Origin of the sequence: Inquilinus limosus MP06 (genome assembly GCF_000767795.1) — a bacterium.
GTDB classification, from domain to species: Bacteria; Pseudomonadota; Alphaproteobacteria; order DSM-16000; family Inquilinaceae; genus Inquilinus; species Inquilinus limosus_E.
In genome coordinates this window covers 1-10,276 of record NZ_JANX01000181.1, presented here as the reverse complement: position 1 = coordinate 10,276, position 10,276 = coordinate 1, and the positions used below count along the sequence as shown (strand labels likewise).

Annotated in this window: 9 protein-coding genes; 4 read left to right on the top strand and 5 right to left on the bottom strand. The window is 70.1% G+C overall.

The annotated features are described in order from the left end of the window. The coding region (locus P409_RS15740; protein ID WP_161790404.1) for an FUSC family protein at positions 1-491 on the bottom strand (491 nt) is incomplete at its 3' end. 315 nt (positions 492-806) lie between these two features. On the opposite strand from P409_RS15740, the gene P409_RS15735 reads away from it, so the two are divergent. Genes P409_RS15735 through P409_RS15725 form a run of 3 tightly spaced genes read left to right on the top strand, consistent with a single transcriptional unit; the run spans position 807 to position 3,852 of the window. After that, positions 807-1,946: an ABC transporter substrate-binding protein gene (locus P409_RS15735; RefSeq protein WP_034838841.1), complete on the top strand. Its 1,140-nt coding sequence runs from the start codon at positions 807-809 to the stop codon at positions 1,944-1,946. An 11-nt stretch (positions 1,947-1,957) separates the two neighbouring features. Beyond that, complete coding sequence (locus P409_RS15730) at positions 1,958-3,040, top strand: FecCD family ABC transporter permease (RefSeq protein ID WP_034838837.1); 1,083 nt, start codon at positions 1,958-1,960, stop codon at positions 3,038-3,040. After that, complete coding sequence (locus P409_RS15725) at positions 3,037-3,852, top strand: ABC transporter ATP-binding protein (RefSeq protein WP_034838833.1); 816 nt, start codon at positions 3,037-3,039, stop codon at positions 3,850-3,852. Before P409_RS15730 ends, P409_RS15725 begins: the two co-directional genes overlap by 4 nt. 196 nt (positions 3,853-4,048) lie before the next feature. On the opposite strand, the gene P409_RS15720 is transcribed toward P409_RS15725, so the two are convergent. Then, positions 4,049-4,582 carry a carboxymuconolactone decarboxylase family protein gene (locus P409_RS15720; protein WP_034838828.1) on the bottom strand — a complete coding sequence of 178 codons (534 nt, stop codon included), beginning with the start codon at positions 4,580-4,582 and terminating at the stop codon, positions 4,049-4,051. An 89-nt stretch (positions 4,583-4,671) separates the two neighbouring features. Then, the gene (locus tag P409_RS15715; protein ID WP_162531598.1) at positions 4,672-5,217 is read right to left on the bottom strand and encodes a peroxiredoxin; all 546 of its coding nucleotides are present in this window, start codon (positions 5,215-5,217) and stop codon (positions 4,672-4,674) included. A 139-nt stretch (positions 5,218-5,356) separates the two neighbouring features. On the opposite strand from P409_RS15715, the gene P409_RS15710 reads away from it, so the two are divergent. Then, complete coding sequence (locus P409_RS15710) at positions 5,357-6,331, top strand: LysR substrate-binding domain-containing protein (RefSeq protein ID WP_052120717.1); 975 nt, start codon at positions 5,357-5,359, stop codon at positions 6,329-6,331. A 9-nt stretch (positions 6,332-6,340) separates the two neighbouring features. Here P409_RS15710 and P409_RS36280 read toward each other — a convergent pair whose 3' ends face one another. Both P409_RS36280 and P409_RS15700 read right to left on the bottom strand, forming a co-directional pair. After that, positions 6,341-6,931 carry a toxin-antitoxin system YwqK family antitoxin gene (locus P409_RS36280; RefSeq protein ID WP_152613402.1) on the bottom strand — a complete coding sequence of 197 codons (591 nt, stop codon included), beginning with the start codon at positions 6,929-6,931 and terminating at the stop codon, positions 6,341-6,343. A gap of 266 nt (positions 6,932-7,197) precedes the next feature. Continuing rightward, a partial coding sequence (locus tag P409_RS15700; RefSeq protein ID WP_034838823.1) for a translocation/assembly module TamB domain-containing protein occupies positions 7,198-10,276 on the bottom strand: 3,079 nt, incomplete at its 5' end.

Genomic DNA, 10,276 nt, shown 5'->3' with positions numbered 1-10,276 from the left:
AGATGGTCGCGGGCCCGGGACGGCAGGATCAGCAGCGCGGCCAGCACCCCGACCACCGTGCCCAGGCCGATCTCCGCCACCCGCTGGAAGGCCGCGCCCAGCGGGTCGGCATGGCTGGGGTCGGAGAGCATGACGATCGCTGCGGTGACCGAGCCCAGCCGAAGATTGGGCCGGCGGGCGGCGATGTAGACGGTGGCCAGCATCACCAGCAGCAGCACCGCCCCTGTGCGCAGGGCCGAGGGACCGGACAGCACCGCCCCGGCCACGCCGAACGCGGCGCCGAGCAGGGTGCCGAGCAGCCGGTCGACGGTAGCGCCCAGCGTGGCGCCGAGCGTGGCCTGCAGCACGATCACCGCGGTCAGCACCGACCAGTAGCCCTTCGGCAGGCCGAAGGCCTCGGCCAGGGCATAGGCGGCGACGGCCGCGATCGCGCCCCGCACCGCCTGGCGGACATGGATCGGGTCGAGGCGGGGACGGGACAGCTGAATCACGGCGACTCCGGGGCTGCGGCGACAGCATGCCAGAGAGCGACGGCGCGTTGCAGCCTTGCCGGGCGTCATTCAGGGCGATCGGATGAAGGAATAGTTGCCCCTTTTCCTGTCATCCTCGGGCTTGACCCGAGGATCCAGGGGCTTTCGAGAACGGCTCTTGGTGGCCCCTGGATTGCCGGGTCAAGCCCGGCAATGACTGATGGCATCAGGAACGACACACGTCCGAGTCTTCGATCCTCCCGAGCGAGATTGAAAACCACTCGCAATCGCAATGTCCGCGTGATACCCCGACCTCGGCAGCAGGAGTGGGTGACGATGGGTGCGATGCTGAGGATCCTGGCGGCGACGGTGTTCTGCCTCTGCGCCGGCGGGGCGCTGGCGGCGGAGGAGAAGGTGTCGGTCACCGACCTGGCCGGCCGCACGGTCGAGGTGCCGAGGCATGTCGAGCGCATCCTGCTCGGCGAGGGGCGGCAGATCTATATCGTCGCCGCGCTGGACCGCGAGAACCCGATCGGCCGCATCGCCGGCTGGAAGGACGAGTTCGAGCGCTCCGATCTGAATACCTACCGGCAGTACCAGGCGCAGTTCCCCGGCATCGACGCGATCCCCGACATCGGCGACCCGGAGGACGGCACCTTCAACGCCGAGCAGGCGATCGCGCTGAAGCCCGACGTGCTGTTCCTGCTGCTGGGCCAGAAGCAGGCGGCCGAAGAATCCGGGCTGATCAAGACGCTGGAGGGCGCCGGCATCGCCACCGTCTTCATCGATTTCCGCGACGAGCCCTTCACCAACACCGAGCCCAGCGTGCGGCTGTTCGGCCAGATCCTGGGCCGGCAGGAGCGGGCGGAGGCGTTCATCGCCTTCTTCAACCAGCAGCTGGGCCTGGTGCAGGACCGGCTGGCCAAGGCCAACCCGCCCCGGCCGAAGGTGATGATCGAGCGCGCCGCCGGCACCGGCTGGGGCGCGGAATGCTGCGCCTCCTTCGGCACCGAGAATTTCGGCCGCATGGTCAAGATGGCGGGCGGCACCAACATCGCCGAGGACCTGATCCCCGGCGCCTTCGGCGTGCTGAATCCGGAGCAGGTGACCGTCGCCAATCCGGACGTGGTCATCATCACCGGCGCCAACTGGGCCCAGTACGTACCCGATGGCGGCTGGGTCGGCCTCGGCCCCGATGCCGACCAGGCGCTGGCGAGGCAGCGGCTGGCGGCGCTGGTGGCGCGCCCGGCCTATACCGGCGTCAAGGCGATCGCCGAGGGCCGGGTCCACGCCATCTGGCACCAGTTCTACGACAGCCCTTACCAGGTCGTGGCGGTGCAGCAGATCGCCAAATGGCTGCATCCGGAGCTGTTCGCCGACCTCGACCCGGAGGCGACGCTCCGCACCCTGCATGAGCGCTTCCTGCCGATCCCGTACCGGCCCGGCTACTGGGTCTCGCTCGACCCGGCGGGCTGAAAGACTTGAGCATGGTCGACCGCACCTCTCCGATCCCGATCGACAGCCATCTGCGCGCCGGCCGTGCCGCCTATCGCGGCCTGGCGCGGCGCAAGCTGCTGCTGCTCGCGGCCTTGGCCGCGGCGCTCTTGGTCAGCCTGGTGCTCGACATCGGCATCGGCCCGGCGCGCTATGGCGTCGCCGAGGTGGTGTCGGCCCTGGTCTCGCCGTCGGATGTCCCGGCGACGCTGCGGGTGGTGATCTGGGACATCCGCCTGCCGGTGGCTCTGATGGCCGTGGTGGTCGGTGCCGCCCTTGCGGTGGCGGGCGCCCAGATGCAGACGGTGCTGAACAACCCGCTCGCCGACCCCTTCACCCTCGGCATCTCGGCGGCCGCCAGCTTCGGCGCGGCGCTGGCCATCGTTCTCGGCGTGGCGCTGATCCCGGCGATGACCGACGTGATGGTGCCGGTCAATGCCTTCCTGATGGCGCTGGTGGCGTCGCTGGGGCTGCACACGCTCAGCCAGCGCCGCGGCGTGACCATGGAGACGGTGGTGCTGCTGGGCATCGCCATCGTCTTCACCTTCAACGCCCTGCTGTCGTTGCTGCAATATGTGGCGTCGGAGCAGGCGCTGGCCGCGGTGGTGTTCTGGACCATGGGCAGCCTGGGCAAGGCGACCTGGGGCAAGCTGGCGGTCACCGCCGTCGTCCTCGTGGTGCTGCTGCCGCTGATGGCGCGCCGGGCCTGGCAGCTGACGGCGCTTCGCCTGGGCGAGGACAAGGCCCGCAGCTTCGGCATCGACGTCCGCCGCCTGCGGCTGGAGACGATCCTGGCGGTCAGCCTGCTGGCCGCGGTGCCGGTTGCCTTCGTCGGCACCATCGGCTTCGTCGGCCTTGTCGGTCCGCACATCGCCCGCATGCTGATCGGCGAGGACCAGCGCTTCTTCCTGCCGGCCTCGGCGCTGGCCGGGGCCCTGATGCTGTCCGCGACCTCGATCGTGTCGAAGTCGATCGTGCCGGGCGTGATCTTCCCGATCGGGGTGATCACCGCCCTGGTCGGCGTGCCCTTCTTCTTCAGCCTGATCCTGGCCAGCCGGCGGCGCGCATGGCAATGAACCCTGTAACCCTGGAGCTGCGCGACGTCTCGGTCGCCTATGGCCGGCGGGCGGTGCTGCACGGCATCACCACCCCGGTGATGGCGGGCGGCGAGGTGACGGCGGTGATCGGGCCGAACGCGGTCGGCAAATCCAGCCTGTTCCGCCGCATCGCCGGGCTGATCGGCGGCCCGGGCGAGGTGCTGGTCGACGGCCGCCCGGCCGGGGGCTGGGAGCAGGGCGATCCGAACCGGCCCTGCCACCTGCCGCAGGAGGCGGCGGTGAACGCGGTCCTCACCGTGCTCGAATCGGTGCTGCTGGCGCGCAAGAGCAGCGCCGGCTGGCGGGTCGACGACAGCGATCTCGACGCCGTCACCCGCACCCTGGCGCTGCTCGAGATCGACGACCTCGCCATGCGCAACCTTGGCGAGCTGAGCGGCGGCCAGAAGCAGCTGGTCTCGATCGCCCAGGCGCTGGTGCGCGACCCGCGCATCCTCTTGATGGACGAACCGACCAGCGCGCTCGACCTGCAGCGCCAGGTCGAGGTGCTGACGCTGGTCCGCGACCTGGCCCGCAGCCGCGGCCTGTGCGTGCTGATCGCGCTGCACGACCTGAACCAGGCGGTGCGCTTCACCGACCGGGTGCTGGTGCTGAAGGAGGGGCGCGTCGCCGCCTGCGGCGAGCCGCGGGCGGTCGTCACCGCCCGGATGCTGCGCGAGGTCTATGGCGTCGAGGCGCGGGTCGAGACCTGCTCCGACGGCATGCCTATGGTTCTGACCGACCGCTCCACCCGCCGGCGCCGCATCGCGCTGGATCGGCTGGCGGCCGAATAGCAGAAGGCCCGCCACCGGGGCGGGCCTCACTTCTGTCCGGAAAGGCAGGGCGTCAAAGCCCGTTTGGAAATGCGCTGGCGAGAGTCGGCTGGCGGCGGTTTCGAGAACCGGAGCGCAGCGCACGTTTGGTGCGTGAGCACCGGAAGCGCAGGAACCGCCGTCAGACGGCCGCGCCAGTAGCATTTACAAACGGGCTCTAGGCGGCCAGCTTCTCCTCGGCGTCCAGGGTGGCGGCCACGGCGTGGATGACCGCGGCGATGCGGATCACGGCCTGGACCACATCCTTGCCGACGCCCTTCTTGGCGACGACCTGCTCATGGCTGTCCATGCACATGCCGCAGCCGTTGATCGCCGATACCGCCAGCGAATACAGCTCGAAATCCACTTGGTCGATGCCGGGGTTGGCGATCGCGTTCATGCGCAGCCGGGCCGGCATGGTCGCGTAGTCCTTCTCGGACACGAGGTGGGTGAAGCGGTAGTAGATGTTGTTCATGCCCATGATCGCCGCCGCGGTCTTGGCGGCGCCCTGGGCCTCGGGCGACAGGTGCTGCGCCGCCTCGGCCGCGATCGCCTTGATCACGGTGGCGTTGCGCGAGGCATAGGCGCTGGCCAGGGCCGAACCCCAGATCTGCTGGGCGGTCACGCCGGGCGGGGTCAGGACCGAGGACAGGTTGAGCTTCAGATCCTTGGCGTAATCGGGAAGGCTGGCCTTCAGCGTGTCGATCGACATGGGGGCTCCGGCGGAATGTCTGGTCTGAAAACGGCGACGGCCGGTCCGGGGTCGGACCGGCCGTGCTGAGGAAAGGGCCGATCCGGGGATCAGGCGGCCTTCAGGGTCTCCTCGCCCTTCTGCCAGTTGCAGGGGCACAGCTCATCGGTCTGCAGGGCGTCGAGGACGCGCAGGACCTCCTGCGGGTTGCGGCCGACCGACATGTCGTTGACCGAGACGAAGCGGATGATGTTGTCCGGGTCGACGATGAAGGTGGCGCGCAGGCAGACTTCCTCGGTCGGCTCGAGGATGCCGAGCGAGCGGCTGAGATCCTTGCGGATGTCGGCCAGCATCGGGATCGGCAGCTCCTTCAGGTCAGCATGATTCTGGCGCCAGGCCAGGTGCACGAACTCGCTGTCGGTCGAGACGCCGTAGACCAGCGCGTCGCGGTCGGCGAAGTCGCCGGCCAGCTTGCCGAACGCCGCGATCTCGGTCGGGCAGACGAAGGTGAAGTCCTTCGGCCAGAAGAACACGACCTTCCACTTGCCCTTGCTGGCGGCGCGGTCGATCTGCGTGAAGGCGTCCTTCGGATTGGTCGAGACGACCGCCTGGAGCGAGAAATCCGGGAAGGTGTCGCCAATGGTCAGCATGGGCATCGAGAGGCTCCGTGGGATCTTGCGTTGGGTTTCTTGTGTGCGGCGCAACAGCAGTTGGTGCCGCAGTGCAGCAGGGAGATAGCAAGCCGGAGTCCCACAATCCAATCGATTGTTCCGAGGATTATGATAGGTTGAGCCTATGAATCAACCGATCACCCTGCGGCAGCTCCGCTATGTCGTCGCGGTCGCCGACACACGGCATTTCGGCCGTGCCGCTGCCGCCTGCCACGTCAGCCAGCCCTCGCTCAGCGCCCAGGTCCAGGGGCTGGAGGAACTGCTGGGCGGGCCGCTGTTCGAGCGGTCGAAGCGCCGCATCATCCTGACCCCGCTGGGTGAGGCGGTGGTCGCCCGGGCCCGGCGGATCCTGGCGGAGACGCAGGACCTGCTGCTCGCCGCCCGCGATCAGGCGGCGCCGTTGGCCGGCGACTTCCGGCTGGGCGTGATCCCGACGCTCGGCCCCTATCTGCTGCCGCGGCTGATGCGCACGTTGCGCCGCACCTATCCCGACCTGCGCCTCTATCTGCGCGAGGACCTGACCGACCGGCTGGTCGAGCGGCTGCGCCGGGGCGAGCTGGAGGCGGCGCTGCTGGCCCTGCCGGTGGAGGACCCGAAGCTCGACTCGTTGCCGGTGTTCGACGAGCCCTTCCTGCTGGCCGTGCCCACCGGGCACCGGCTGGCGCGGGCCAACCGGGTGGCGCCGGCCGACCTGGCGGACGAGCATCTGCTGCTGCTGGAGGACGGGCACTGCCTGCGCGACCAGGCGTTGGAGGTGTGCCGCAGCGCGGCGCGGACGCAGGAGGATTCGTTCGGCGCCACCAGCCTGGCGACCCTGCGGGAGATGGTGGCGGGGCGGATCGGCATCACCCTGCTGCCGGCCCTGGCCTGCACCGCGCCGACCGTGGCCGATGGCGACATCGCGCTCAGGCCGTTCGACGCGCCGCAGCCGTCGCGGCGGATCGGGCTGGTGTGGCGCCGCGGGGCGGCGCGCCGCAGCGAGATCGAGATGCTGGCCGAGTTCCTGCGCCAGCACCTGCCGGAGGGCGCCGTGGCGATCCCGCCGGAGGATCTGTCCCAGGAGACGGATGCCGGGTCGAAACGGAGGGCCGCCGGCTGACGACCAGGGTCAGGCGGCGCGGCGCAAGACCTGCTCCAGGAAGCGGGCCTCGGTCCTGGCGTCGAACGGCCAGCAGGCCGCGGTCTCGGCCAGGAACGCCTCCGCCGCGGCGGTGACCTCCTTGCCGCCCAGCCACCACTCCGCCTTCACCACGGCGCCGTCCTTGTCGCGCTCGACCACCGCCGGGCCGTCGGTGCGGTGGCGGTGGTTGTGCCGGTACCAGCGCTCCAGCCGGCTGCCGTCGCGGCCGTAATGGATATGGGCCGGCCCGTCGTCGCGATGCGCCTCGTCGGCCAGGAACCACCATTCGAATTTGGGCGAGCCATCCGGGTGATAGACGGTCACCGCCGGCTTCCCCGTCTGATGATAGCGCCCGGCCTGGAACCAGTCCTCACGGCGCACCGCGCCGTTGTCATGATACTCGACGCGCGCCGGCGCCCCGTCGCGGTGCAGGACATATCCGGCCTCACCGTCGCTGAACCGCCTGTACCAGCGCTGCTCCATGATCCGGGTGGCGTCCTCGGCGTAGATTGTCTCGCAGGGATTGTCGTCGAACCGCTGCTTCACACCCCTCGGCATCGGGGCTTTCTCAAGCGCCATCTGCGTCGTCCCTTCCGCTTGGACCTGTCTGGGGATTGAAAAGGATGCGTGCCAAGAAAGAACATTCCGCACAAGCCGGATGAATATAACAAATGAATTTTCTAAAAAAAGTATCAAATTTTATACAACTTTTGATTCATACATCCGGCCCATCCTGGATCGGAATGGGCCGTTCCGGCAATTTTTCCCACCCCCGGCACCGAAAGGGCACCCGGAGTTGCAGATTTTGCAACTCCGGGTTGCGGCAAAGGGTCGCGCCCGCCGCGTCAGTAGTCCCATTCCATGGTGACCCCGACAGCGCCGCCGCTGTCGCCGCCGGCTTCGGCCTTGCCCTTGATGTTGTTGGTCACGTCGATGGTCACCGTGGCCCGGGTGCTGCCGGCATCGATGCCCTGCTCGACCCCGACGCGGACGCCCTTGGTGAGATAGCGGCCGAGGCCGATCGCGGACGCGCCGTTGGCATCGGTGTTGAAGTCGAGCTGGTCGAGGCCGAGCGACTTCTGGATGCCGCCCAGAAGCCCGGTGCCGCCGCCGCCGACCCCGGCCAACTCGGCCGCGGCCTGGGCCAGCTGGATCGCCTGGGTCGGGCTCAGCTGCCCGGTCGACTGGCCGAACAGCAGTCGCGACAGCACCTCGTCCTGCGGCAGCTCGGGCGTCGAGCTGAGGGTGAGCTGGGGCTTGGAGGCATACCCGCCGACCTGGATATGGGCAGTGACGTCACCGGCGCGTGAGGAGGCCAGGAAGTCCAGCCGCGGATCCGTCACCACCCCGCCGTCGAAGGTGATGCGCCCGCGCTCGAAATCCAACCGCTGGCCGAATTTCGAGATCGCGCCGCGCCGCATTTCGAAGCCGCCCTGGATGTCGGGGGTCGAGGTGGTGCCGACGACATGGATCTGGCCCTGCATCTCGGCGTCGATGCCCTGGCCACGGACATAGAGCTGGTTCGGCGCCTCGACGGTGATGTCCAGGGCGATCTGCGACGGCGGCTTCTGCGGCTGGTTCGCGATCGGCTTCGGGGCCGGGCGGGCCGGCGGGGGCTGCTGCGCCTTCAGCCGGGCCGCGATCTCCGGCGGCGCGTTGACCTGGCGCACCGGGATCGGCGTCACCGAAACCGGGAAGCTGTCCGGGATCTGGATGATCGCCTGGCGCAGCTTGACCGAGCCCTTGAGCAGCGAATCCGCCGAAAGGTCGCCCGACATGGCCAGGTCGCTGTCGGCATGGACGGTGGCGAGCTCGCTGGAGACCAGGAGCGCGTTGCTGGTCTGGATCCGGACATCGACCGGCAGGCTGCCATTCGCGCCCAGGGTGACGCTGCCGCTGCCGGTGATGGTGCCGCCGCCCGGCGTCCTGGCCGACAGGCTGCTCAGCCGGAAGCTGTCGCCGGCGCCGGTGATGGTGGCGTCGATGTTCTGCAGCCGGACGCCGTATTCCGAGTTCTGGTAGCTGCCGTTGCGCAGGGTGACGGTGCCGGAGGCCTGAGGCTTGCCCGGCGTGCCCTCGACCTTGATGTCCAGCGACAGCGGGCCGCCGATGCGGTCGGCGCCGGCGGCCAGGAAATCGTTGAACATCGCCAGCTCGACCTGGCCCTTGGCCGTGGCCGAAAGCGCCCCGCCGCCCAGCGGCACCGCGGCCTGCAGGTCCAGCCGGGCGCGGCCGGCGGTGACCCGGCTGGTGACGTTGAGGCGCTGGCCGCCCAGCGTGCCGTCTGCGGTGGCGTCGACCGCGGGCAGGCCGGCGGTGTCGATGCCCCCCATCTTGGCGCCGGACACCTTCAGCGAGAACTTGCCGCCCGGGTCGGCGGCGCTGCCGGTGATGGTGGCGTCGCCGTTCAGCTGGCCCTGCAGTTGCAGGCCGGGGCTGGCGATCGACGCCAGGCCGAGCGGCAGCCGGGCGATGCGGGCGCGAAGGTCCAGCGCGTTGCCGGCCTTGCCCGACAGGCTGACGCTGCCGCCCCCGCTGACCGCGAGGTCGATGGTGCCGAGGTCAACCCCGGCGGCGCCGGCGCGGATGGTGGCCGGCTTCGACAGGGTGACCGACTGGCCGGACTGGCGGATCGCCAGGCTCTTCAGCCCGACCACGGTTTCATCGCCGTTCAGGCCGATATCGGCGGCCATGTCGGCGGTGCCGTAGCCGGTGGCGGCCTGCAGCTTCAGCGCCAGCTGCCGCATCGTGCCGTCGGCGGTCAGCTCGGCCCGGCTGATCGGGGTGCCGCTGGCGGTGGCATTGGTGACCAGCAGCCGGCCGTCCTGGATCCGCCGGCTGTCGGTCATCGGGTCCAGCACCGTGCCGGTCAGCCGGATCTCGCCGAGCTGGGCCTGGTCGGCATAGGCGACGCGATGGGCCGAAAGGTCGATCTTGGCGCCGGCCGCGGGGTCGAGCGACAGGGTGGCGTCGAGCTGGCCGCGCAGCGCCTGGCCGATGAAGGCGCCGACGACGCCGAGATCGGCGACGGCCAGGCGGATGGTACCGCCGACCGGCTTGCCGTCCGCCGCCACCGCGGCGTTGCCGTCGGCCTTGATGCCGGCGACGTCCAGCACCAGCGTACGGACGTCGATGCCGCCGCCGGGCTGCTGGGCCAGTGCGATGTCGCCGGTCGCCGGCTTGCCATCGACCGTGCCGGCCAGCTTGACCGTGCCGGCGGGGGCGGAGGGCAGGCCCACGGCGTCGAGATCGACCGTCAGACGCTCGACCGCATGGCCGGCGGTCTTCACCCCTTCGGCCACCACCTGGCCCTTGACGCCAAGCGCGCCGATGCTGCCGGACAGGGTGGCGTCGACCGACACCGCGCCTTCGACGCCGGGCGACACCGCGGCAAGCGAGCCGAGCGCAGCCTTGATCCGGCCCTCGATCGCCTCGCCGTCGAGCGAGCCGGAGGCGTCGAGCGAGGCCTTCTCGCCCTTCACGCTGATCTGGGAGACGGTGATCTTGCCCTCGGTATCGCGCTCCACCCGGCCAGTCAGGGTGGTGCGCTGCCCCAGCACCGCGGCCGCCGGCGTCGCTTCGACATTCGCCTCGCCGATGGTGCCGTCCCAGTCCAGGGTGGCGGCGCCGTCCGCCGCCAGCGACGGCTTCACCGTCAGGTCGAGGTTGCCGGAGATCGGCTGGCCGACGAGGCCGGAGAAGCGGCTCAGATCGGCCGCGGTGAGGTGCAGGGTGCCGGCGCCGGACGGCGCCATGGCGTCGCCCTGGCCGTCCGCGGTCAGCACGACATTGTCCAGCCGGGTCTCCAGCCGGCCGATCACGACCTTGCCCGACTGGGTGCCGCTGCCGTCGAGGCTGAGCTGCAGGCTGTGCCCGGCCGCGGCCTCCAGCTGCGGGTCGCCGAGCGCAAGGCCGTCGGCGGAG

Bases quoted from the DNA above. Each gene is read 5' to 3' on its own strand.
- P409_RS15735 (WP_034838841.1), top strand. From the start codon at position 807: ATGGGTGCGATGCTGAGGATCCTGGCGGCGACGGTGTTCTGCCTCTGC.
- P409_RS15730 (WP_034838837.1), top strand. From the start codon at position 1,958: ATGGTCGACCGCACCTCTCCGATCCCGATCGACAGCCATCTGCGCGCC.
- P409_RS15725 (WP_034838833.1), top strand. From the start codon at position 3,037: ATGAACCCTGTAACCCTGGAGCTGCGCGACGTCTCGGTCGCCTATGGC.
- P409_RS15720 (WP_034838828.1), bottom strand. From the start codon at position 4,582: ATGTCGATCGACACGCTGAAGGCCAGCCTTCCCGATTACGCCAAGGAT.
- P409_RS15715 (WP_162531598.1), bottom strand. From the start codon at position 5,217: ATGCCCATGCTGACCATTGGCGACACCTTCCCGGATTTCTCGCTCCAG.
- P409_RS15710 (WP_052120717.1), top strand. From the start codon at position 5,357: ATGAATCAACCGATCACCCTGCGGCAGCTCCGCTATGTCGTCGCGGTC.
- P409_RS36280 (WP_152613402.1), bottom strand. From the start codon at position 6,931: ATGGCGCTTGAGAAAGCCCCGATGCCGAGGGGTGTGAAGCAGCGGTTC.